The following is a 21591-nucleotide window of genomic DNA, read 5'->3' as shown; positions in this document are numbered from 1 at the left end:
TACGGCGTTCGGGAGTGTTCGCAACGTTTCCGAACCGCTTCCGATACTCCGCGCCGTGTCAACTGCCGATGCCTGCCGCGTTAGTTAACAGGCCGATAACCGAAGACAACTTGCCGCGTCCGTTCCCTTGACACCCCCGCACGAACCGACGACTCTTCAACCAATCACCTGTGGGAGCGCTCCCACGGTACCTGACACATACACAACCCGCACGTTCCCCGCCCGAGCCGCAGCATGAAAACACGGGTCCAACAACGCAGTTGGCCGGGGGGTCGGCACGTCAGGGCAACAGGAGGACGCAATGCGAGCACGTACCCTCCCCCACCTCCGGCTTCGGGGCAACGGAAGGTCGTCGGCCGCCCGCAGGGCACTGGCCGTCGCGGCCGTGGTGTCGATGGGCACCGGGCTGCTGGCAGGCTGCGCCGACGACGGCGACAGCGGTTCGGACGGGTCGTCGGGCGACAGCGCCGGCAAGACCACGATCACTCTGGGCCTGTTCGGGACGCAGGGCTTCAAGGAGGCGGGTCTCTACGCCGAGTACGAGAAGCTGAACCCGGACATCAAGATCGCGGAGACCGTGGTCGAGCGGAACGAGAACTACTACCCGGCTCTCGTCAACCGCCTCACCAGCAACAGCGGTCTCCAGGACATCCAGGCCGTCGAGGTCGGCAACATCGCCGAGGTCGCCACGACCCAGGCCGACAAGCTGATGGACCTGTCCAAGGTGGAGGGCGTCGACAAGGGCGACTGGCTGGACTGGAAGTGGCAGCAGGCCACCACCAGGGACGGCGCGACCATCGGCCTCGGCACCGACATCGGCCCGATGGCCATCTGTTACCGCAAGGACCTCTTCGAGCAGGCGGGGCTCCCCACCGACCGCGAGGAGGTGGGCAAGCTGTGGGCCGGCAGCTGGGACAAGTTCGTGGAGACGGGCCAGAAGTACCAGGAGAAGGCGCCGGACGGCACCACCTTCCTGGACTCGCCGGGCGGTCTGATCCTGGCGATCCTCAGCGGTGAGAAGGAGAAGTTCTACGACGCCGCCGGCGAGGTCGTCTACAAGGACAACCCCGCCGTGAAGAACGCCTTCGACCTCACCGCCCAGGCCGCCGAGGACGGGCTGATCGGCAACCAGACCCAGTTCCAGCCCGCCTGGGACCAGACGATCGCCAACAACAAGTTCGCCGCGGTGGCCTGCCCGCCGTGGATGCTCGGCTACATCAAGGGCAAGTCGCAGCCGGACGCCGCCGGCAAGTGGGACGTGGCCGCCGCGCCCAAGCCCGGCAACTGGGGCGGCACCTTCCTCTCCGTGCCGAAGTCCGGCAAGAACGCCGAGGAGGCGGCGAAGCTCGTCGCCTGGCTGACCGCGCCCGAGCAGCAGGCCAAGCTGTTCGCCAAGCAGGGCAGCTTCCCGAGCGCCCCGGGTGCGTACGAGCTGCCGCAGGTCACCGGCGCGAAGAACGAGATGACCGGGGACGCCCCGATCGGTGAGATCTTCGCCAAGGCCGCCGAGGGCGTGCCGAACCAGCCCATCGGCCCGAAGGACCAGATCATCCAGCAGGGTCTGACGGACAACGGCGTGATCCTGGTGACCCAGGGCAAGTCGCCCAAGGAGGCCTGGGAGACGGCCACGAAGACCATCGACAACAACCTGGACCAGTGACCGACATGTCGACCAGGCACGACACCGCCGCGCCCCCCGTGAAGGAGGGGGGCGCGGCCCCTGGCCACCGTCCGTCCGGCACGGTGTCCGACGAGGCGGCGAAGAAGCGGGCCCGGCTGTCCCGTCGCTGGCAGCGGGACATGCGGTGGAGCCCGTACGCGTTCGTCTCGCCGTTCTTCCTGCTGTTCGCCGCGTTCGGGCTGTTCCCGCTGATCTACACCGGCTGGGCCTCGCTGCACCAGGTGGAGCTGACCGCGCCGACCGACATGTCGTGGGTGGGCCTGCGCAACTACACCCGGATCTTCGACGACGACTTCTTCTGGAACGCGGCGCGGAACACCCTCACCATCGGCGTCATCTCCACCGTCCCGCAGCTGCTGATGGCGATGGGCCTGGCCCACCTCCTCAACTACAAGCTGCGCGGCTCGATGTTCTACCGCGTCGCGATGCTGGCCCCGTACGCCACATCGATCGCCGCCGCCTCGCTGGTCTTCGTGCTGCTCTTCGGCCGCGACTACGGCATGATCAACTGGGCGCTCGGCTTCGTCGGCATCGACAACATCGACTGGCAGAACGACCACTGGGCCTCCCAGTTCGCCGTGTCCACGATCGTCATATGGCGCTGGACCGGCTACAACGCGCTGATCTACCTGGCGGCGATGCAGGCGATCCCGCAGGACCTGTACGAGTCGGCGGCGCTGGACGGCGCCAACCGGTGGCAGCAGTTCCTCCACGTCACGCTGCCCTCGCTGCGGCCGACGATCCTGTTCACCGTCGTCGTGTCGACCATCGGCGCCAGCCAGCTGTTCGGCGAGCCGCTGCTGTTCGACGCGAACAAGGGCGCGTCGGGCGGTTCCCAGCACCAGTTCCAGACGCTCGGTCTGTACCTGTACGAACAGGGCTGGGTCAACCAGCACCTGGGCCGCGCCTCGGCGATCGCCTGGACGATGTTCCTGATCCTCATCGTGATCGGGCTCGTCAACTACGTCATCTCGCGCCGGCTGCGCGCCAGCAGTAGCAGTGATTAAGGAGACGGCCGTGACGACGACCCTGACGAAGCCCCCGGCCGATCCGGTCCCCGAGAAGAGCAAGCGCACGCGGGGCCCGAAGTCCGCGCGCGCGGGCGGCCAGATGCACGCGGGCCCCGTCGCCTACGTGATCCTCGTGCTGTTCACCCTGGGCTCGCTGTTCCCGCTGGTGTGGTCGGCGATCGCCGCCTCCCGCGACAACCAGCGGCTCGCGGAGACCCCGCCGCCGTTCTGGTTCGGCTCCAACCTGATCAAGAATCTCGACCTCGCCTGGAACGACGCCAACCTCGGCGAGGCCTTCCTCAACACCACCATCGTGGCGGGCGTCTCGGCGGGCACCATCGTCTTCCTGTCGACGATCGCCGGGTTCGCCTTCGCCAAGCTGAAGTTCAAGGGCCGCGGCGCCGCGATGCTGGTCGTGGTCGGCACGATGATGGTGCCGCCGCAGCTCAGCGTCATCCCGCTGTACATGATGGTGGCCGAGCTCGACTGGGCCGACCAGCTCCAGGCGGTGATCCTGCCCTCGCTGGTCAGCGCGTTCGGTGTGTTCTTCATGCGGCAGTACCTGCTGCAGGCGCTGCCGAACGAGATCATCGAGGCCGCCCGGGTCGACGGCGCCAGCAGCTGGCGCGTGGTGTGGCACGTGGTGTTCCCCACCGCGCGGCCCGCCATGGCGGTGCTCGGCATGCTGATGTTCGTCCAGACCTGGAACGACTTCCTCTGGCCGTTCCTGGTGCTGACCCAGCACGGCAACCCGACCGTGCAGGTCGCGGTCGCCGGACTGGGCCGCGGCTACACCCCGGACCAGTCCCTGATCATGGCGGGCGCGCTGCTGGGTACGCTGCCCCTGCTGCTCGTCTTCGCGATCTTCGGCAAGCAGATCGTGGGCGGCATCATGCAGGGCGCCGTGAAGGGCTGAGCACCGCTTCCACCCGTACGTCCGCACGTCCGCACGTCCGCGGGGCCGGGCCGGCGCCGCCCCGGCCCCGCGCCATCCGCCCCGCGCCGTGATCGCTTCCCCCTGCCCCTCCTCCACCGACGGTGGGTCCCCATACCCCCGTCCCGCCTCATGGGAGCGCTTCCATGCCTGATACAGCTACTTCGGCCAGTACGGCCGCCCCGGTGACCTTCCCGCCCGCCTTCCTCTGGGGCGCGGCGACCTCGGCGTACCAGATCGAGGGCGCGATACGGGAGGACGGGCGCACCCCGTCGATCTGGGACACCTTCAGCCACACACCCGGCAAGATCGCCGGCGGCGACCACGGCGACATCGCGGTCGACCACTACCACCGCTACCGCGACGACGTGGCGCTCATGGCCGAGCTCGGCCTCAACGCGTACCGCTTCTCCGTCTCCTGGTCGCGGGTGCAGCCGACGGGCCGCGGCCCCGCCGTCCAGCGCGGTCTGGACTTCTACCGCCGGCTGGTGGACGAGCTGCTGGCCAAGGGCGTCAAGCCCGCCGTCACCCTGTACCACTGGGACCTGCCGCAGGAGCTGGAGGACGCGGGCGGCTGGCCGGAGCGCGAGACGGCGCTGCGCTTCGCCGAGTACGCGGCGATCGTCGGTGAGGCCCTCGGCGACCGCGTCGAGAACTGGATGACGCTCAACGAGCCGTGGTGCAGCGCGTTCCTCGGCTACGGGTCGGGCGTGCACGCTCCGGGCCGTACCGACCCGGTGGCCGCGCTGCGCGCCGCGCACCACCTCAACCTGGCGCACGGCCTCGGCACGTCGGCCCTGCGCGCGGTGATGCCCGCCCGCAACGCCATCGGGGTCAGCCTCAACACCCATGTGTTCCGGGCCCTGACCGACGACCCCGCGGACCAGGCGGCGCTCAAGCGGATGGACGACCTGGGCAACGGCGTCTTCCACGGCCCGATGCTGCACGGCGCCTACCCGGACAGCCTGTTCACCACGACGAAGTCGCTGACGGACTGGTCGTTCGTCGTGGAGGGCGACCTGACGCTGATCCACCAGCCGCTGGACTCGCTGGGCATCAACTACTACACGCCGACGCTGATCTCGGCCGGTGACCCGGACGCGGCCGGCCCGCGTGCCGACGGGCACGGGAACAGCGAGCACTCGCCCTGGCCGGGCGCCGACGACGTGCGCTTCCACCAGACGCCGGGCGACCAGACGGAGATGGGCTGGACGATCGACCCGACGGGACTGCACGAGCTGCTCATGCGGTGGACGCGGGAGGTGCCCGGCCTGCCGCTCTACATCACCGAGAACGGCGCGGCCTACCCGGACCGGCCGGACGCGGAGGGCCGTGTCCACGACCCGGAGCGGATCGCCTATCTGCACGGCCACCTGCGGGCGGTGCGCCGCGCGATCGCCGAGGGCGCCGACGTCCGCGGCTACTACCTGTGGTCGCTGCTGGACAACTTCGAGTGGGCGTACGGGTACGAGAAGCGGTTCGGCGCGGTCTACGTCGACTACGAGACCCTGGCCCGCACCCCGAAGTCCAGCGCCCACTGGTACGGACAGCTGGCCCGCACCGGAGCCCTGCCGCCGCTGACGACGGCGGAGTGAGGCGGTGGGGGCCCGCCGGAACCGGTGCGGCGGGCCCCCACCGTACGGCACGGGGCGCGGCGCACGGAGGGGAGCGCCGCGCCCCTGCCGCCGCACTCCTCACCAGCGGGCGGCGCACACCCACCAGCGCGCGGTGCACTCCCGGCAACGGGCGGTGCGGGACCTCGCCGGGCGGCTCCGCTCCGGGTACTCAGCGCAGTGCCGTGGGGCGGTCGGCGGCGGAGCCGCGCGGGCCGCTCCGGCCGCGCCGCCGCACCGTCCCCCGGTGCCCGCGCCGGCCCGGCGTCCCCTTCCGGCCGTCCAGCTGGATCCAGATCCGCACCTCGGTGCCGCCCAGCACCGAGGAGCCGATCCGCACGTCGCCGCCCGTCGACTCGGCGAGCCGCCGCACGATGTCCAGGCCGAGCCCGGTCGAGCCGTCGCTGCCGGAGCCGCGTCCGCGCGCCATCGCCGCCTCGGGGTCGGCTATCCCGGGTCCCGCGTCCGAGACGAGCACGATCACCGCGTCCTCGGCGTTGTGCACGTCCACCGCGAAGGCCGTGCCCTCGGGGGTGTGCCGGAAGACGTTGCCGAGCAGGGCGTCGAGCGCGGCGGCGAGGTCGGCGCGGGCCACGGGTATGCGCACCGGCCGATCCACGCCCGCGACGCGCACCTTGCGGTCCTCGTCCTCCGCCAGCGCCGACCAGAACGCCATGCGCTCGCGCACGACCTCCGCCGCGTCGCACCCGGCGCCGGGCCCGGGCGCCACCGTCTGCGGCTTGGACTCGCGGGCCGTACGGATGATCGTGTCGACCTCGCGCTCCAGCTGCTCGACCGCGGTCCGGGTCTGCTCGGCCGCCGGTGTCTCGCCCAGCGAGGCCGCGTTCAGCCGCAGCACCGTCAGCGGCGTCCGCAGCCGGTGCGACAGGTCGGCCGCCAGCTCCCGCTCGTTGGCGAGGAGCTGGACGACCTGGTCGGCCATGGAGTTGAACGCCACCGCCGCCAGCCGCAGCTCCTCGGGCCCCTCCTCGGGGACCCGTGCCCCCAGCTTCCCCTCCCCCAGTTCGTGGGCACCCTCGGCCAGGCGCTGCGCGGGCTGCACCATCCGGACGCCGAGCCGGTCGGCCACCGCGACCGAGCCGACGACCAGCGCGGCACCCACCGCAGCGAGCACCGCCCAGGCCGTGTTCACGCCGTTGGTGACCTCTGCCTGCGGGACGTAGACCTCGACGACCGCGATCTGACCGGAGCCGATCGCGGTCGGCTGGAGCAGCGTGTGGCCACCGGGCACCTCCGTGGTGGAGGCGCGCCCGAGCCCGCGCACGGTCGCGATGTCCTCGTCCGAGGCCCGCTGCCGGCCGATGTCGAGGGCCTGCTGGCCCTGGCCCTCCGGTAGGTGCACCGCCATCCCGTCGTCCGAGCCCGCGGCGGCGACGACCCGCTCCAGCTCCGCCCGGTCGGTGGTGATGGACAGCGCGGGAGCGACCGCGGCGGCCTCCCGCTCGGCGCCCGTGAACGCGCGGTCGCGTGCCATCTCCTTGACGACCAGACCGAGCGGGACCGCGAAGGCGACGACGACCATCGTCGTGACCGCCACGCACACCTTGACCAGCGCCCACCTCATGGCAGCGGCTCCGCCACCGGAGGCTCCAGCTTCACGCCGACGCCCCGCAGGGTGTGCAGGTAGCGCGGGCGCGCCGCCGTCTCGCCCAGCTTCCGCCGCAGCCACGACAGGTGCACGTCGATGGTCTGGTCGTCGCCGTACGACTGCTGCCACACCTCGGCGAGCAGTTCCCTGCGCGGGACGACCACACCGGGCCGCCCGGCGAGGAAGGCGAGCAGGTCGAACTCCCGCCGGGTCAGGTCCAGTCGCACGCCGTCCAGTTCCGCCTCGCGGCGCAGCGGGTCTATCGCGAGGCCCCCGACCCGTATGACCTGGGGCGGCGGGACGTCACCGCCGCCCGCCCGAGCCCGGCGCAGCACGGCGGCCATGCGCGCGGACAGGTGCTCGACCGAGAAGGGCTTGGTCAGGTAGTCGTCCGCGCCCGCGTTGAGCAGCCGGACGATCTCCGTCTCGTCGTCCCGTGCCGTGGCGATGATCACCGGGACATCGGTGATCCCGCGCAGCATCTTCAGCGCCTCGGACCCGTCGAGATCTGGCAGCCCGAGGTCAAGGACGACCACGTCGAAGCGGAAATGGGCGACCTCGCGCAGCGCCTCCAGAGCCGTACCGACGCTGCGCACGGTGTGTGCGGCGTCGGTCAGATGCCGGATGAGCGCGGAGCGTACGAACTGGTCGTCCTCGACCACGAGCACACTTGCCATGGGCGGCACCGTACGCCATCCGGGCGACAGCGGTCCGGGCCTGTGGACAACTCCGGCAACTCCCCTGCCCCGGGCGGCCGGACGGGGCTGTAGGACACCTGTGCGACTCGTGGTGCAGTATGGCCGCGATGCACAGAGGACTCGTACACGTACTGGCCTGGCTGCTCGCCACGGGCGCGGCCGTCACGCTGTCGTGGTGGGGCGTCCACACGGTGATGTCGGGCACCGCGTACGACCCGCCGCGCGCCCTGCCCATCTCGGCGGGCGGCGCGACGGCCGGTGCGTCGGCGGAAGTGGGTTCGGCGACCTCCACCCCCGCGCCGTCGCCGAGCCCGGAGGAGTCCGGCGGGGAGCGCACGAGCGCGCCGCCCAGCCCGTCCCCCTCCCCGTCACGGTCGGCGCCCGCCTCCGCGCCCGCACCCGCCGGCTCCGTCCCCGCGCCGGCTCCGCCCGACTCCGGTCGGGTCGCCGGGCAGGCCGCCGGACAGGTCGAGAGCTACGACACCGGGGGCGGCCGGGCGGTCTTCTCGCTCGGTGAGGCGTCCGCCGCGCTCGTCTCCGCCACGCCGGCCGCGGGCTGGTCGATGCAGGTATGGAAGACGGAGACGTGGATCCGCGTGGAGTTCGCCTCGGGCGCGGACCGGGTGTCGGTGTTCTGCACCTGGCACGACTCGGCGCCGCGGGTGGAGGTCAACGACTACTGAGTCCCTGCCGTCCCTGCCGTCCCGGCCGTCCCGGCAGTGCGCAGTCCGCGCCGTCCGTGGCAGGTCAGTGGAACACGGACGGCGGTGGCGCCGGTGACGCCACCGCGGCCGCGTCCGTGACCGGCGGCGCGCCGCCGGTGAAGTCGGTGAGGGACGTGCCGTGCTCCACGCGCGCGGGTTGCGGGTCGGAGGCGGCCCGGCGGGTGAGTTCGGCGATCGGCAGCGGCCGGTCGGAGCCGACGAGGATCGCGTTGCCGAAGCGCTTGCCCCGCAGCACGGCCGCGTCGGCGATCAGCGCGAGCTCGGGGAAGACGGTCGCGGCGGTGGCGATCTGGCCGCGGAGGTGGGCGAGCGGGGGGCCGTCGGCGAGATTGGCCGCGTAGGCGCCGCCGGGCTTGGTGACGCGCCGCACCTCGGTGAGGAACTCCGTCGACGTCAGGTGTGCCGGCGTGCGGGCCCCGCTGAACACGTCGGTGACGACCAGGTCGGCCCAGCCGTCCGGCACCTTGCCGAGCCCCTCGCGGGCGTCGGCCGACCGCACCCGTATGCGGGCGCCCGGGTCGAGGGGGAGTTCACGGCGGACGAACTGGACGAGGGCGGCGTCCCGTTCGACGACCTGCTGGGTGGAGCGGGGGCGGGTCGCGGCGACGTACCGGGCGAGGGTGAGGGCGCCGCCGCCGAGGTGCACGGCGTGCACCGGCCGGCCGGGCGGGGCGATCAGGTCGATGACGTGGCCGATGCGGCGCTGGTACTCGAAGGAGAGGTACGCCGGGTCGTCGAGGTCCACGTGCGACTGCGGGGCGCCGTCGACCAGCAGGGTCCAGGCCCGCGCCCGGTCCCGGTCGGGCACCAGCTCGGCGAGCCCGCCGTCGACCGTCTCGCTGACGGCCTCGACGGCCGCCCGCGCGCGCCGCGTCCTCTGTGCCCTGCCCGACCTGCCCATCACCTCATTATCGGGGACCGCGGGGTGCGGGCCTAGCGGCAGTTGTCCGCCGCCTCGATCAGCCGTGCCGCCTCGCCGAGGGCCGCCCGCAGGTGGGCCGGGTCGGTGGCGGGGTCGGCCTCGCCGGGCGGGAGCAGCCAGTCGGCCCCGTCCCGCGGCGCGAGGACCGTGCCGCGGCCGTCGGAGTGGACGCAGGTGCTGCCGGGGACGTCCCACGCGTCGGCGGTGCCGGGCGGGACGAGGAAGCCGAGGACGTCGCAGCCGTCGTCGTGCAGGACGGGTCCCACGGCGAGCGGATCGGGTCCGGGGGCGTCGACGGCGCCGCGGCGGAGGATGTCGACCGCCTCCAGCCCCTGCCGGGCCGGGACCGTCACGAGATCACAGGCGGAGGCCCGCTGCGCGGACGACGGACCGTACTCGGGGGCCGGCCAGTGGTGTGCCGTCGTGGACGTACTGGGGGTCGGCGTACACGGTTCGGTGCGCTCCATCGCGGCCTCCACCAAGAATCCCGTCTGCCCGGCGAGCGGTGCCCGGCGGACGGTTCCCGGGCACCCTGTGAAACGTCCCGCGGACGTCATGGGCTACGGCGGAGTCGCTTCGCACAGGATGGCAGTTCATGGCAGATCATGGATGAGATATCCGGTTTGTAGCCAAACCTCGCGTCACGGCGCCGGTGGGACGGGTACGTTCTTGCCTCGCCGGACACAGGGAACGAGCCGTACGCCACACGGACAAATCCCCCACCCGTCCGGCACGGTTCCACGGCACGCAAGAGAGGGCCCGCCCATGGCGTCGTCATCGGTGACCCCGTCCCAGTCCCCGCCGCCCGCGCGGCCGAACCTCGCCTTCCGCGAGCTGCGCGGACAGCGCTCACCGGCCGAGTTCGCCGCGGCCGTGCGACGAGCCGCGCGTGACATCGGCGAACGGGTGAGCTGCGACGCGCGGTACATCGGACGGGTCGAGTCGGGGGAGATCCGTTGCCCCAACTACGCCTACGAACGGGTGTTCCTGCATATGTTTCCCGGCCGGACGCTGACCGATCTGGGGTTCGTCCCCCGATCGGCGGTTCGGGGCCGTGGGGCGCGCGCCGTCGACGAGGCGCCCGCTCCACGGAGCGAGAACCCCGTACACGCCCCTGCCGGGACGGGAGGGGCACACACGTCGCACCACTCGCACCACTCGCACCACCCGAACGAGAACCACGAGGAGAGCGACGTGCGGCGTCGCGCATTCATGACCGGCGGCACCGCCACGATGGCGGCCGTCTCGCTGGGCCCCCTCACGCTCGGCGGAGCCGCCCAGGCGGCGCAGCGGCCCGGCCACCGGCCGGGCATGTCCGAGGCGGGGGCGCTCGAGGAGGCCGTACGCAAGATCCGGCTGCTCGACGACCGGCACGGGGCGGACGGGCTGTACCGGAGGGCGGCGACGCCGCTGCGCACGGCGTACGCGCTGCTGGACGCGGGAGCCACCCGGCAGCCGGCGACCGACCGGCTCTACTCGGGCGCGGGGGAACTCGCCATCTCGGTGGGCTGGCTGGCGCACGACTCGGGACGGTTCGACGACGCGCGCTCGCACTACGCGGAGGCGCTCGCGACGGCCCGGATGGCGGGTGACGCGGCGCTCGAGGCGCACGCCTTCTGCAACACGGCGTTCCTCGCGCGCGACGCTGGCCGGCCGCGCGAGGCGGTACGGACGGCGCAGGCGGCGCAGCGCGCGGCCCGGCCGCTGGGCTCGGCGCGGCTGATGTCGCTGCTCGCGATGCGGGAGGCGGGCGGCTGGGCGGGGCTCGCCGACCGCACGGGCTGCGAACAGGCGCTGGCCCGCGCGCAGGCCCTGTACGAACGCGGCCCCGCGGATCCCGACCCCGAGTGGATGTCCTTCTACGGGGAGGCGGAGCTGGAGGGCCTGGAGGCGCAGTGCTGGTCCATGCTGGGCGACTGGCAGCGCGCGGCCCGGCACGCCCGGCACGCCGCCGGCCTGCAGAAACCGCACTTCACCCGCAACATCGCCCTCTACAAGGCCGAGCTGGCCGACGACCTCGCGCGCGGGGGCTGCCCCGACGAGGCCGCCGCGGTCGGCATGGAGGTGCTGGACCTGCTGCACGAGGTGCAGTCCTCCCGTATCCAGACGATGCTGGCGGGCACCGCGCGGGTGCTGCTGCCGCACCGCAGGGCGTCCGCGGTGTCGGCTTTCCTCGAACGGCACGCCTCGCTGCCGCGCCCGGTATAAGGCCTGTTGCGAAGGTCCCGTCGTGCGCCCGGCAGGCGGGACTTCCGCAACAGGCCCTGGCGGGCGGGCGTCTCACACGGTCAGGTGCCCGGTGTCGTTCCACGACTCGACGGCGGGCTCCCCGTAGGCCCAGCCGAGCACCGACAGGGACGTCGGGCTGAGGCGGACGCGGGCGGCGAAGTCGAGGCCGAACCCGAGCCAGCGCGCGGCTATGGACCGCAGGATGTGCCCGTGGGCGAAGACCAGCACGTCGCGGTCCGCGGAACGGGCCCAGTCGACGACCTCGTCCGCGCGCACGGCGACCTGCTCCAGGGTCTCGCCCTCGGGGACGCCGTCGCGCCACATGAGCCAGCCCGGCCGGATGTCCTGGATCTCCTTCGGCGTCAGGCCCTCGTACGCGCCGTAGTCGACCTCCATGAGCGCGTCCCAGTGCTCGGCGCGGTCGCCGAACCCGGCCAGCTCGCACGTCTCCCGCGCGCGGGACAGCGGGCTCGTCCGCACCTCGACGCCGGGGAGACCGTCCAGGGGCGCCCGGTGCAGGCGCTCGCCGAGCAGCTTGGCGCCGCGCCGCCCCTCGTCCAGGAGCGGGATGTCGGTCCTGCCGGTGTGCCTACCGAGCAGGGACCACTCGGTCTGGCCGTGCCGGGCCAGCAGGATGCGCGGTGCCATGTGACTCAGGAACCTTTCTGGGGAACCGGTTTCCGAAGGTGTGGAGAAACCAAGACGGACCCAGCCATCATCGCGCACGCTTGCGCGGGGCAACCCGGGGGGCGATCTCCGCGTCTTGGTCATCCGGGATCGCAGGAGTCGCAGGGACCGGCAGGACGACCAGTGCCGCAGACCGACACGGCGCGCACCGGGACCGCGTCGCCCACCCGGCTCCGCTGGTGGTCCGAGCTGCCGTTGATCCTGGTGGTGTACGCGCTGTACTCGGCGGGCCGGCTCCTCGCGCGCGGGGACACGGGCGACGCCGTGGGCAACGGCCTCGCCCTCCTGCGCGCCGAGAAGGCGCTGGGGCTGAACGCCGAGCACCCGCTGAACCGCCTCTTCGCCCGCGAACCCTGGCTCGGGATACCCGCCGACTTCTGGTACGCGTCCCTGCACTACCTGGTCACGCCGGCGCTGCTGGTGTGGCTCTTCCTGTGCCGTTCCGCCGTGTACCGGGCGGCCCGCACCTGGCTCATGACGTCCACCCTCATCGGCCTCGTCGGCTTCGTCGGCTTCACGCTCGTGCCGACCTGCCCGCCCCGGCTGCTGGACGCCGCCCACGGCTTCGTGGACACGATGGCCCGGTACAGCGCGTACGGCTGGTGGGGCGGCGAGGCGAGCGCCCCGCGCGGTCTCGGCGGCCTGACCAACCAGTACGCGGCGATGCCGAGCCTGCACGTCGGCTGGTCGCTGTGGTGCGGGGTGGTCCTGTGGCGGTACGGCGGCTCGCGCGCCACCAGGATCGCGGGCGTGGCCTACCCGCTGGTCACCACCGTCGTCGTGCTGGGTACCGCGAACCACTACTTCCTCGACGCGGTGGCGGGCGCCGCCGTGATGGGTGCCGGGCTGCTGCTGACTCCGCTGGTGACACGCCTCGCGGACCGGTCGGGGGCGGTCCCGCGCGGGCCGTTCGGAGGGCGCGCCGGGGTTCCCGGCGCCGCGCTCGCCGGAGCCCCGGGCGCTCCGGTCGCGGGCGCCTCGCCGGACGCACCGTCCCCGATTGTCAGTGGCGGATGCCAGACTTCCGCGGGTGAGCGATTACCACGGCAGCGCGAGTCCAGGGCCGAACCGGGTGCCGCCCCCGCGGACGCGGGAGACGGCACCGGCGCTCCGGCACCGGCTCGCTGAACTGCGGGGGCCGGACGTCCCCGCGAAGGCGCTGGACGCCCGCGCCCTCGCGGCCCTGGCCGCCAACCCCGGCTGCAGGCGACGCGCGCTCCTCGACGGGGCGGGCGTGAACAAGACGGAGCTGGCGAGCGCGCTCGGTTCGCCCTCCGCCTTCGGCCAGTCCCAGTTCGCCTTCATGCGGGGCGACGCCTTCGAGGCGCGCGTGAAGGCGGACGGCGGCACCGAGCTGCTGCGGCTGGTGCACGAGAGACTCGACCCCTCCGCCGAGCCGCCGTCCGGTGCGCACGTCCCCGACCTCGCCGCGGCCGGCCCCGAGGGGCGTACGGCCCGCACGGAGCTGGCACTGCGCGAGGCCACGGAGTCCGGCGGCTGGACGCTGCTCGACCACCCCATGCTCGCGCTGGACGTCGCCGGCTCGCCCGCGTTCCTGGAGCCGGACGCGGTGGTGGTGCACCCGGACGGGACCTGGACGGTCGTCGAGATCAAGTCCTTCCCGATGCTGGACGGCGCGGCCGACCCGGCGAAGGTGGGCGCCGCCGCCCGGCAGTCCGCGGTGTACGTGCTGGCGCTGGAGGACGCCGCCGCCCGCGTCGATCCGGTTCCCCAGGTGCGCCACCGGGTGCTGCTGGTCTGCCCCAAGGACTTCACCAACCTGCCGACGGCCGCCGCGGTGGACGTCCGCAAGCAGCGGGCGGTCACCCGCCGCCAGCTGACCCGGCTCACCCGCATCGAGGAGATCGCGGACGCGCTCCCCGAAGGCACCTGTTTCGCCCCGGACCTCCCCCAGGAGCGGCTGACCGCCGCCGTCGAACTGCTGCCCGCGACGTACGCCCCCGAGTGCCTCGCCGCGTGCGAGCTGGCCTTCCACTGCCGCGCCCGCTCCCGCGCCGCGGCCGAGGTGACGTCCGTCGGCCGGTCGGCGCGGGCGGAGCTGGGCGGCCTGACGACGGTCGGCGACGTGCTGGCGGCGGCCCACGGGACGGCCGGCGACCCGGCCGACCCGGCGGTGGCGGCGCTGCGCAGGGCGGCGCGGCTGCGGGCCGAGGCACTGGCGTCCGCCGGGTACGGCGCGAGGGATGAGGTCCTCGTGGACGGTGAGGTTCCGGCGGGCGCGGAGTCCCAGGACATGGCCGGCGCCAGCGCGGGGGGTGCCCCGTGTCACTGATCACCACGCTCGCCCGGCTGGAAGCCGTGAGCAGCGGCCGCGCGCGGCCCGTCGCCACCGTGCGCCACCGCCACCTGTCCGAGCGCCCGCTCGTGTTCGTCCCGCTCACGACCGCCGGTGAGGCCGGGGCGCCGCTCGGGGCGCTCGTCGGTACGGACCGGCACGCGCCCCGGCTGCTCGTCGTACCGCAGCCCCGCGACCGCGACCTGCGGTTCGCGTTCCTCGCCGAGCTCGCGGACATCGTCCTGCCGTACGTGGACGCGTACACGGACACCGTGGAGGCCGCCGAGCGCACCGAGACCGACCCGGAGACCGGCAAGCGGGTCAAGGTGGTGGTCGACCTGTGCGCGGACGCCCCGCAGCTGATCGTGCCGAGCCGCGCGGGCGTCGACTTCGTACGGCTGCTGGGGCGCTCCATGCGCTTCCGGCGCACCGCCGAGCAGGACCCCGACACCCCGCATCCGGCCCCGCCCCGGGTCCCGCTGCTCGGCCGCTGGCTGACGCACTTCGGGGAGCGCGCCCGGATGCCGGGCTCCTCGCTGCTCCTGGCGGTCACGGACCTGCTGGCGCGGCACTGGGCCACCGGCCAGTCCAGCGTGGAGGACCAGCACCTGGGCTCGCTGCTGGCGTGGATCGATCCGCCCGGGGACGAGCCGGGGGACGTGGCCGCGCACCGTGCCGAGCTGGCCCGCGACGCCGACGGCCAGCTGCTGTGCCCGCCCGCCGGACCCGCCACCGACCCGGCCTTCGACAACAAGCTGCTGGCCCCGGCGATCGAGGCCTACGACCGCGCGCGGAGCGCGCTCGCCGCCGCCGAGGACGGGCTGGAGGCCGACGACCGGTTCGGCGCCCTCACCGCGGCCGAGCAGCGCGTCCGCGATCTCGTCGAGAGCCGCACCCGGCCCACCTGGGACGCGGTCTGGCACGGGCTCGACCTGCTGCGCGCGCTGCCCGAGGGCGCGCACGTGCCCGACCGTTGGACCCGGGACCGCTGGTCGTTCACCGCCCACCGGGACCGGATCACCGCCGGTGAGCCCCCGCAGCCGCGCGTGGACGACGCGGTCACCGCCGCGAACAAGCTCGCCGCGCGCGAGCGCGAACAGGCCCGGCTGGACGCCCAGGAGGCCCTGGACGACCCGCTCGTCATGGCCGGCCGCCGCCTCGCGGGCGAGGCCTTCGCGGGCGAGGTCACGGACGTGGTGATGGCGTACAGCGAGGGCAGGCGGCCGAGCCCGCGCCCGCTGGTCACGGTGCGCACGGAGGACCTGCCGCACCTCGGGGAACGCGCGAAGGTGTACCGCTCGCTGGGCGGCAAGCCGCAGGCCGCCGAGTTCGTGGGGCACGCGGGGAGGGACGGCATCGGCACCGGAGACCCGGACGGTGACGGGAACGTTCTCGTCGTGCTGCGTGTGCTCGACAAGATGGGCCGCGGCAAGGAACCGGAGCCCGGCTCGGTCCCCGAGAAGGGCGACCGCGTCTGCTTCACGCTCTTCGAGCACGACCAGCGCGGCGGGGCGAAGCTGCCGGATCCGGAGGAGACCCCCTGGACGCACGGCGGCCCGCCGGGCGACCCGGAGGCCGTGCCGCTGCCGGATCCCCTGACGGAGGAGGACGTCCTGTGACCACCGCGCTCGACCCGCACGCGGAAGGCGGCGTCCCGGGAGTGTTCGATCCCGGCGCGGCGGCCGGCCGGGCCACCGAGGCGATCCTGCGCGACACGCTGCACGGTACGCACCGCGGTGTCGTGGTGGACTCGCCGCCGGGCGCCGGCAAGTCCACCCTCGTCGTCCGCGCCGCGCTCGAACTGGCCGCCGCCGGACGTCCGCTGATGATCGTCGCGCAGACCAACGCCCAGGTGGACGACCTGGTGCTGCGGCTCGCGGAGAAGGACGCCGACCTGCCGGTCGGCCGTCTGCACAGCAGTGACTCCGACCCGTACGACAAGGCCCTGGACGGCCTGCCGAACGTCCGCAAGTCGACGAAGGCCGCCGATCTCGCCGGGCTCGACATCGTCGTCTCGACGGCCGCGAAGTGGGCACATGTCAAGGGCGTCGAGCCGTGGCGGCACGCGATCGTGGACGAGGCGTACCAGATGCGGTCGGACGCGCTGCTGGCCGTGGCGGGCCTGTTCGAACGGGCGCTGTTCGTGGGCGACCCGGGCCAGCTCGACCCCTTCTCCATCGTGGGCAGCGAGCAGTGGGCGGGGCTGTCGTACGACCCGTCGGCCTCGGCGGTGACGACCCTGCTGGCCCACAACCCCGAGCTGCCGCAGCACCGTCTCCCGGTGTCCTGGCGGCTGCCGGCCTCCGCCGCGCCCCTGGTGTCGGACGCCTTCTACCCGTACACACCGTTCCGCAGCGGCACCGGCCACGGCGACCGGCGGCTCGCGTTCACCGTCCCGTCCGACGGCTCGGGCCCGGACCGGGTCATCGACGAGGCCGCCGAGGCGGGCTGGGGCCTGCTGGAACTCCCGGCCCGGCACACGCCCCGCACCGACCCGGAGGCCGTCCGGGCGGTCGCGCAGGTCGTACGGCGGCTGCTGGACCGGGGCGGTGCGGCGGTCTCGGAGCGGTCGGAGGAGCCGGTGCCGCTGACCGCCGGCCGCATCGCCGTCGGCACGGCCCACCGCGACCAGGCGGCCTCGGTACGGACGGCGCTGGCCGGACTGGGGGTCACCGACGTGGTCGTGGACACGGCTAACCGGCTGCAGGGGCGCGAGTACGACGTGACGGTGGTCCTGCACCCGCTGTCGGGCCGGCCGGACGCGACCGCGTTCCACCTGGAGACGGGCCGGCTGTGCGTGCTCGCCTCCCGGCACCGGCACGCGTGCATCGTGGTGTGCAGGGAGGGGGTGTCGCAGCTGCTGGACGACCACCCGTCGACGGAGCCGGTGCAGCTGGGAGTCACGGTGAAGTTCCCGGACGGCTGGGAGGCGAATCACGCGGTGCTGGCCCGGTTGTCCGAGCACCGGGTGGCATGGCGGCCGTGAGAAAGGGGGAAGGGCGCAGTGGTGGTGTTCCGGATGCCGATGGTGCGTGAGAGCGCTGTAGGTGTGCCGCGAGCGCCCCTGGTCCGCGCTTCCGGGCCCACTTGCACGGGCGGGAGACAATGGACGGTGGCCCGTGGCCCCGGACAGCGGACCATTGGACGTCCACGAGAAGGAGTAGACATGGCGGAGCCCACGCCGCACCGGAACGAACCGCGGCGACGCCCCGCGCCCCTGCTCTTCGAGCCCGCCGAGGCGGCGGCCGATCCGGAGCACTTCTTCGATCTGGAGTCGATCGACGACCCACGGGCGCTGCTCTCCCGCGCGACCGAACTGACGCACGCCTTCCGCGCCGCGGCGGACCGGGCGGTGGAGTACCAGGCCATGGCGGCCGCCCAACTCGCCGACCCGCGCCGCTTCGACCGCCTGACCGCGGCGGACATCGCCGAACGGGCCGAGTGGACCGAGGACTACGCCCACAAGATGGTCGAGTTCGGCCGCGACCTGATGCGGGGCCGCGACGGCCTCGGCCCCGACACGATCTGAGTCCCGGGCGACCGGAACGGTTGGCCTCCGGCCGGGGCCGGGTGGTCGTGAGTGGCTGCGGACGGGACCCAGATGATCGCGGGCCGGGCCGGGCCGGGGTCACCGTAGGGCAGGTTGAGGTGACTGCAGGGCCGGACTGATAACGCAGGTCAGGTTGGGGGGCGTGGGCCGGGCCGCAGGCCGAGGCGGGGCGCGCGGGCCGGATCGGTAGGGTCGCAGGCCAAGCCGGGGGCGGCGGCGGGCCGGATCGGTGAGCCGCAGGCCAAGCCGGGATGACCCGGGCCGGGCCAGGGAGGCCGCAGGCCAACCCGGAAGGTCGTAAGCCAAGCGGGGATGGCCGCAGGGCCGGATCGGTGAGCCGCAGGCCAAGCCGGGATGACCCGGGCCGGGCCAGGAAGGCCGCAGGCCAACCCGGAAGGTCGTAAGCCAAGCGGGGATGGCCGCAGGGCCGGATCGGTGAGCCGCAGGCCAAGCCGGGATGACCCGGGCCGGGCCAGGAAGGCCGCAGGCCAACCCGGAAGGTCGTAAGCCAAGCCGAGATGGCCGCAGGGCCGGATCGGTGAGCCGCAGGCCAAGCCGGGATGACCCGGGCCGGGCCAGGAAGGCCGCAGGCCAACCCGGAAGGTCGTAAGCCAAGCCGAGATGGCCGCAGGGCTGGATCGGTGAGCCGCAGGGCCAGTCAAGGTGACCGCGGACCAGGCCGGAAGGCCGCAGGTCAGGCTCGCGTTGGCTCGGGGTCGGTTCGTGTGGCCGTGGTTGACCCAGCCAGTCAGGTGGTCGTGGTCGGTTCGCAGATGGTTCGCGGTCCGGGTCTGGGCCTGATTCTCGTCGGACGGCGGCTGGTGGGTCCCCCTCCTGGTCGGGCTGCGGGCGGCGAACGGTCGGGGTTCTGCCGGGTCGGGCCGAACCGTGGCCGGAGTGACGGGGCGTTCCGCCGTGATCGCGATCGGAGTCCGGGCGACCGGTTCCGGGGGGCCGCGATTCCGGTCCGGACATGGCCGGACTTCGGCGGCTCGATCGCGGCGCTCCCGTCCGAGTGCCGTCGGCCGGGCGGGGCCCGCGCGTGGGGCGCGCCCGTGCACCGGGAGAGCGGTCGCTTTGCTCGAACAACCGTTGCATCCTCTCCCGGCATATACCAATTTCGGCGCTTGCTTCACACCAGCAACAGGAGTTTCGGAATTCCGCGACCGACGGGAACGGAGCGCTCACGGGCGGTAAATGTAGATCCCATGAGCCAGCAGACCTTTACCGTGAGCAAGCGTTCCTGCAACCACTCCGGCGCCCTGGGCACAGCCCCCGCGGGCATCGCCGCGTCGGTGCACTCCGCCCCGGACGCGTCGGTCGCGGACGTCACCGCGGAGGGGGCCGCCTGGCTCGCCTCCGCAGGAACGTATCCGCGAAGCACGCTCGCCCTCTGGGAGGAGCAACCCACCGCCCCCGTCGTCCTGCCCTGCGGCACCGTCTTCGACATCGTCAACATTCCCGCGATCTTCGGTCGGCGGATGCTGGACCGGCTGTGGGCCGAGGGACCGGGCACGGGCCCCGTCGCCACGTACCGGGGCCGCATGCTGATCTTCGCCGCCCCCGGCACCGCCCAGCGGTTACCCTCCCTCATGAAGTGGGAGGAATGGGGTTCACCCGGACGGACGGGTGCGATACCTCCCATCCTGTGCCACGGCACCGGAGACGCGGTGACCGTCCCTCCCCTGCGTTCGACCGCCCCCACCGGACCCACCGGCCGGGCGGCCTCCCGCTGGCTCGTCGCCCCCGACACCAGGCAGCCGTGGCTCCCCGGGCCCGAGGTACTGCTCTGGGCGGCCGTCCGCGCGGCCCGCGACGCCGCCTCCGCCGCCGTACGGATATCGATTTCTCCAGCCGCCGATCAGGGTGCTAATGTCTACGACGTCAGCAGGCGCCGCTAGCTCAGTTGGTTAGAGCAGCTGACTCTTAATCAGCGGGTCCGGGGTTCGAGTCCCTGGCGGCGCACAGACACGATGTCGGGGCGGAAGCGCGGAAGCGTTTCCGCCCCGACATCGTCGTAGCCGTTCACCCTGTCACGATCTTCACCGTCCACGCTCCGGACGCCGTACGGCCCTCCACCTCCAGCCGCACCCTCTCCCCCGGCACCGTGAAGGTCTCGCCCAGGTCCACGGGCGCGTCGGCGAGTGGCGGGTAGACCGAGTCGCCCCAGCAGGCTTCGGTGTGCGGGTGGGCGTCCACGACCTCGATCGGACCGTCGCCGGACTCCGTGCCGCTGCGGATCCGGTAGACGAGGATGCCCTGTGAGCAGACCGAGGCGTCGTTGCCCACCGGGCCGCGCGCCTCGAAGCCGAGCGCACTGTCGGGTCCGGTGGGGACGACCGCCAGCTTCGTACCGCCTCCGGAACCGAAGACAGCGGGACCGGCCGCGGAAACGGCCGCGGCACCAACCCCGGGACCGCCCGCGCCACCGGCCCCGGGATCGGTCGCCGGAACGGCCTCAGGACCGGCCGCCGGGACAGCCATAGGACCGGCCGCGGGGATGGCCCTACCTCCGGCCGCGGGGACGGCCCTACCCCCGGCCCGTCCTCGTGCGGCACCGGTCGCCGCTCCCCCGGTGCCGCTCCACCAGCCGCCGTTCCACCTACCGCCACTCCACCCGTCGCCCCCCGGACCCGTGTCCGTCGCCGGTCCCGCCCCCAGGGGCTCCAGGGTCAGACGCGTGGCCCCCGGGCCCCGTACGCAGGCCACCTGTCTCGTCCCCAGCCAGCCGAGCTTCCACTTGTGCCAGCCGAACAGGTCGGGGGCGAGGCCGAACTGGCTGCCCATGAGGTCCCAGTCACCGACGTACGTGTCCCAGTCGCCCTTGCCGTCGGACGGGCGGTGGTACAGGTCCGGCAGGTCGAAGACGTGGCCGGTCTCGTGGGCCAGGACCAGGCGGTCCGGCGGGTGCCTCTCGAAGACGGTGACGATCCGGTGCACGTCGGTGCCGTCGACGTGGAGGGGCCGCTCCAGGTTCACCACCTTCGTCGCGTCCGAGTCGACACCCGGCGCGTCCGGGTCGGCGACGAAGTACACGATGTCGTAGCGGGAGAAGTCGATCCGGGCGTCGGCCTCGGTCATCGCGTCCCGCAGGTAGGCGGCGCGGTGCTCGGCGTCCCAGTCGCGCTCTATGACGTACGCCGTGGACGGCCGCGGCATCTCGATCCACTCCGGCCGCGGATGCGCGCGCAGGCGGAACCTGCCGTACGAGGCACGCTCGTAGAAACGGCTGGTGGCCGGGAAGTGGTCGGCGGCCAGTTCGGCCGGGGTGGCCAGCGGGGCCGCGTCCGGGAAGGACAGGAAGATTAGTACCGCGTCGAGGGCCCGGGTGGGCCGCGGGTAGGAGCGGTTCCAGGTGTCGACGCCCTCCGAGTGGTGGGCGTCGGTGCGGTTCAGGACGCACGCGGCCGACAGCGGTACGGCGACCGACGGGACCGCGACCAGGGACGTGGCGGCCAGGGCGGTCAGCGAGGTGAACACGGCCGCCGTACCGCGCAGGCCCGGCAGCCGGCCCGCCCGCGCCCGCCCTCTCCGGCAGCGGGCGGAACCCTTGCTGAGCAGCGGGTGCGAGCGCGGGCGCGGCACATCGACCTCCGGACGCGGACTTCGGGGACACCGCACCCAGACTGTGTGAGCT

The 21591-nt window shown here is 73.3% G+C and carries 18 protein-coding genes and 1 tRNA gene; 13 read left to right on the top strand and 6 right to left on the bottom strand.

Annotated features, from left to right (window positions below):
* Positions 1-301: 301 nt before the first annotated feature.
* The 4 genes from IEZ04_RS12490 (at position 302) to IEZ04_RS12475 (ending at position 5220) form a co-directional block, all read left to right on the top strand.
* Entirely contained in the window at positions 302-1660 is a 1359-nt protein-coding gene (locus tag IEZ04_RS12490) for an ABC transporter substrate-binding protein (protein WP_189216862.1), read from the top strand.
* A gap of 5 nt (positions 1661-1665) precedes the next feature.
* Complete coding sequence (locus IEZ04_RS12485) at positions 1666-2688, top strand: carbohydrate ABC transporter permease (RefSeq protein ID WP_189216861.1); 1023 nt, start codon at positions 1666-1668, stop codon at positions 2686-2688.
* A 10-nt stretch (positions 2689-2698) separates the two neighbouring features.
* A complete protein-coding gene (locus IEZ04_RS12480) occupies positions 2699-3607 on the top strand; it encodes a carbohydrate ABC transporter permease (RefSeq protein WP_189216860.1) in 909 nt (302 codons plus the stop codon).
* Positions 3608-3771: 164 nt separating this feature from the next.
* Positions 3772-5220, top strand: a complete 1449-nt coding sequence (locus tag IEZ04_RS12475; RefSeq protein WP_189216859.1) for a GH1 family beta-glucosidase — start codon at positions 3772-3774, stop codon at positions 5218-5220.
* A gap of 190 nt (positions 5221-5410) precedes the next feature.
* Here the strand turns inward: IEZ04_RS12475 and IEZ04_RS12470 are convergent, their stop codons facing one another.
* Together IEZ04_RS12470 and IEZ04_RS12465 are read right to left on the bottom strand one after the other, a co-directional pair.
* On the bottom strand, positions 5411-6823 hold the full coding sequence (locus tag IEZ04_RS12470; RefSeq protein WP_189216858.1) for a HAMP domain-containing sensor histidine kinase: 1413 nt from the start codon (positions 6821-6823) through the stop codon (positions 5411-5413).
* Positions 6820-7524 (bottom strand): response regulator transcription factor, encoded by a 705-nt coding sequence (locus tag IEZ04_RS12465; protein WP_189216857.1) that lies wholly within the window; start codon positions 7522-7524, stop codon positions 6820-6822. Before IEZ04_RS12465 ends, IEZ04_RS12470 begins: the two co-directional genes overlap by 4 nt.
* 128 nt (positions 7525-7652) lie before the next feature.
* On the opposite strand from IEZ04_RS12465, the gene IEZ04_RS12460 reads away from it, so the two are divergent.
* Positions 7653-8228, top strand: a complete 576-nt coding sequence (locus IEZ04_RS12460; RefSeq protein WP_229821003.1) for a hypothetical protein — start codon at positions 7653-7655, stop codon at positions 8226-8228.
* A 64-nt stretch (positions 8229-8292) separates the two neighbouring features.
* On the opposite strand, the gene IEZ04_RS12455 is transcribed toward IEZ04_RS12460, so the two are convergent.
* Together IEZ04_RS12455 and IEZ04_RS12450 are read right to left on the bottom strand one after the other, a co-directional pair.
* Positions 8293-9171: a spermidine synthase gene (locus IEZ04_RS12455; RefSeq protein WP_189216855.1), complete on the bottom strand. Its 879-nt coding sequence runs from the start codon at positions 9169-9171 to the stop codon at positions 8293-8295.
* A gap of 32 nt (positions 9172-9203) precedes the next feature.
* On the bottom strand, positions 9204-9659 hold the full coding sequence (locus IEZ04_RS12450; RefSeq protein ID WP_229821002.1) for a hypothetical protein: 456 nt from the start codon (positions 9657-9659) through the stop codon (positions 9204-9206).
* Between the two features lie 298 nt (positions 9660-9957).
* Between IEZ04_RS12450 and IEZ04_RS12445 the strand changes: the two genes are divergently transcribed.
* Positions 9958-11400 (top strand): NsdA family TPR-like regulatory protein, encoded by a 1443-nt coding sequence (locus tag IEZ04_RS12445; protein WP_189216854.1) that lies wholly within the window; start codon positions 9958-9960, stop codon positions 11398-11400.
* A gap of 72 nt (positions 11401-11472) precedes the next feature.
* Here the strand turns inward: IEZ04_RS12445 and IEZ04_RS12440 are convergent, their stop codons facing one another.
* Positions 11473-12069 (bottom strand): histidine phosphatase family protein, encoded by a 597-nt coding sequence (locus tag IEZ04_RS12440; protein ID WP_189216853.1) that lies wholly within the window; start codon positions 12067-12069, stop codon positions 11473-11475.
* A gap of 162 nt (positions 12070-12231) precedes the next feature.
* Here IEZ04_RS12440 and IEZ04_RS12435 point away from each other — a divergent pair, with 162 nt between their 5' ends.
* The 7 genes from IEZ04_RS12435 (at position 12232) to IEZ04_RS12405 (ending at position 19919) form a co-directional block, all read left to right on the top strand.
* Positions 12232-13236 carry a phosphatase PAP2 family protein gene (locus tag IEZ04_RS12435; protein WP_189216852.1) on the top strand — a complete coding sequence of 335 codons (1005 nt, stop codon included), beginning with the start codon at positions 12232-12234 and terminating at the stop codon, positions 13234-13236.
* Positions 13181-14401 (top strand): hypothetical protein, encoded by a 1221-nt coding sequence (locus tag IEZ04_RS12430; protein WP_189217140.1) that lies wholly within the window; start codon positions 13181-13183, stop codon positions 14399-14401. Before IEZ04_RS12435 ends, IEZ04_RS12430 begins: the two co-directional genes overlap by 56 nt.
* Entirely contained in the window at positions 14392-16023 is a 1632-nt protein-coding gene (locus IEZ04_RS12425) for an amino acid adenylation domain-containing protein (RefSeq protein ID WP_189216851.1), read from the top strand. Before IEZ04_RS12430 ends, IEZ04_RS12425 begins: the two co-directional genes overlap by 10 nt.
* A complete protein-coding gene (locus IEZ04_RS12420) occupies positions 16020-17390 on the top strand; it encodes an AAA family ATPase (protein ID WP_229821001.1) in 1371 nt (456 codons plus the stop codon). Before IEZ04_RS12425 ends, IEZ04_RS12420 begins: the two co-directional genes overlap by 4 nt.
* Positions 17391-17570: 180 nt before the next feature.
* Positions 17571-17933: a DUF8844 domain-containing protein gene (locus IEZ04_RS12415; RefSeq protein WP_189216850.1), complete on the top strand. Its 363-nt coding sequence runs from the start codon at positions 17571-17573 to the stop codon at positions 17931-17933.
* A 1316-nt stretch (positions 17934-19249) separates the two neighbouring features.
* Complete coding sequence (locus tag IEZ04_RS12410) at positions 19250-19855, top strand: bifunctional DNA primase/polymerase (RefSeq protein WP_373296305.1); 606 nt, start codon at positions 19250-19252, stop codon at positions 19853-19855.
* Positions 19846-19919 (top strand) — tRNA-Lys (locus tag IEZ04_RS12405). Before IEZ04_RS12410 ends, IEZ04_RS12405 begins: the two co-directional genes overlap by 10 nt.
* A 60-nt stretch (positions 19920-19979) precedes the next feature.
* On the opposite strand, the gene IEZ04_RS12400 is transcribed toward IEZ04_RS12405, so the two are convergent.
* Positions 19980-21539, bottom strand: coding sequence for a M6 family metalloprotease domain-containing protein (locus tag IEZ04_RS12400; protein WP_373296293.1), 1560 nt, complete (start codon positions 21537-21539; stop codon positions 19980-19982).
* Between the last annotated feature and the right edge of the window lie 52 nt (positions 21540-21591).

Origin of the sequence: Streptomyces ruber (assembly GCF_014648075.1) — a bacterium.
In the GTDB taxonomy this organism is placed as follows: domain Bacteria; phylum Actinomycetota; class Actinomycetes; order Streptomycetales; family Streptomycetaceae; genus Streptomyces; species Streptomyces ruber.
The sequence above is the reverse complement of the archived record's forward strand: the minus strand, read 5'-3'. Positions and strand labels throughout refer to the sequence as shown.

Coding starts and splice junctions, on each gene's coding strand:
- IEZ04_RS12490 (WP_189216862.1), top strand. CDS start 302: ATGCGAGCACGTACCCTCCCCCACCTCCGGCTTCGGGGCAACGGAAGG.
- IEZ04_RS12485 (WP_189216861.1), top strand. CDS start 1,666: ATGTCGACCAGGCACGACACCGCCGCGCCCCCCGTGAAGGAGGGGGGC.
- IEZ04_RS12475 (WP_189216859.1), top strand. CDS start 3,772: ATGCCTGATACAGCTACTTCGGCCAGTACGGCCGCCCCGGTGACCTTC.
- IEZ04_RS12470 (WP_189216858.1), bottom strand. CDS start 6,823: ATGAGGTGGGCGCTGGTCAAGGTGTGCGTGGCGGTCACGACGATGGTC.
- IEZ04_RS12465 (WP_189216857.1), bottom strand. CDS start 7,524: ATGGCAAGTGTGCTCGTGGTCGAGGACGACCAGTTCGTACGCTCCGCG.
- IEZ04_RS12460 (WP_229821003.1), top strand. CDS start 7,653: ATGCACAGAGGACTCGTACACGTACTGGCCTGGCTGCTCGCCACGGGC.
- IEZ04_RS12455 (WP_189216855.1), bottom strand. CDS start 9,171: ATGGGCAGGTCGGGCAGGGCACAGAGGACGCGGCGCGCGCGGGCGGCC.
- IEZ04_RS12450 (WP_229821002.1), bottom strand. CDS start 9,659: ATGGAGCGCACCGAACCGTGTACGCCGACCCCCAGTACGTCCACGACG.
- IEZ04_RS12445 (WP_189216854.1), top strand. CDS start 9,958: ATGGCGTCGTCATCGGTGACCCCGTCCCAGTCCCCGCCGCCCGCGCGG.
- IEZ04_RS12440 (WP_189216853.1), bottom strand. CDS start 12,069: ATGGCACCGCGCATCCTGCTGGCCCGGCACGGCCAGACCGAGTGGTCC.
- IEZ04_RS12415 (WP_189216850.1), top strand. CDS start 17,571: ATGGCGGAGCCCACGCCGCACCGGAACGAACCGCGGCGACGCCCCGCG.